Source organism: Bartonella sp. PS7NMGDW (assembly GCF_042193585.1).
GTDB classification, from domain to species: domain Bacteria; phylum Pseudomonadota; class Alphaproteobacteria; order Rhizobiales; family Rhizobiaceae; genus Bartonella; species Bartonella grahamii.
The window spans coordinates 1-671 of the sequence record NZ_JBHILX010000116.1 but is presented as its reverse complement, the minus strand read 5'-3'; the positions used below and the strand labels follow the sequence as shown (position 1 = coordinate 671).

Below are 671 nucleotides of genomic sequence, written 5' to 3'. Positions count from 1 at the left end.
AAAAAATTTAAGAGGTATTGGTGTTCCAGAACCAATGATATCTGTCTCAAGAAACCTTGCTGTCGCCTTTTCTTTAATATAAACACCTCTTCTTATACGCTTTATTTGGGCTGATGAGATGTCTGCAACTTGCTTTTCAGTAAAGCGTTCAACTTGTTTTGCTGCAGTGTTTAGAGCATTACGCAGAGCCCAATTAAGGCGTGGTGCTTGAAGGTTTGTGAAGGTATCTTTTACCTGTTGAAGATACCATTTTTGGTGGATAATTAATTTCAACTTCTAAGCCTTTTTGGGGGTAGGTGTTGATGACTTGGAAGTTTTAGGTGCTTTTGGTTTTTCGAGTGGAATTTCCTCTGTCACTGGCTCAGACGATGTTTGTACGGCTTCTTGTTTTATCTGCTTAATTTGTTCAACTGCCTTGTCTGTTTTTGCTGTTGTCTTGACTCCAATAAAAGGTTTTACAGCATTAGCGCGCTTGAGACGTGCGTAGACTTGATTGGAAACTTCAACAAATGGATTATTGGGTGTTGATGGTTCAAAGCGAACAGTGCTTTTATTGTCTCCAACAACACACATTGGCTTAGTGATGACAGCTTTCATCATTGCTCCTTTTGAGTCATAATTAATGACATCATTAGTCAAATATTGATTTTTATTCTGTGAAAAATTGATTA

Annotated in this window: 1 protein-coding gene and 1 pseudogene; both read right to left on the bottom strand. The window is 37.7% G+C overall.

The window, feature by feature from the left end:
- Positions 1 to 273: pseudogene (locus ACFIKJ_RS09620) on the bottom strand (hypothetical protein); the annotation flags it as partial.
- A 3-nt stretch (positions 274 to 276) separates the two neighbouring features.
- The gene (locus ACFIKJ_RS09615) at positions 277 to 597 is read right to left on the bottom strand and encodes a hypothetical protein (protein ID WP_375652206.1); all 321 of its coding nucleotides are present in this window, start codon (positions 595 to 597) and stop codon (positions 277 to 279) included.
- Positions 598 to 671: the final 74 nt, after the last annotated feature.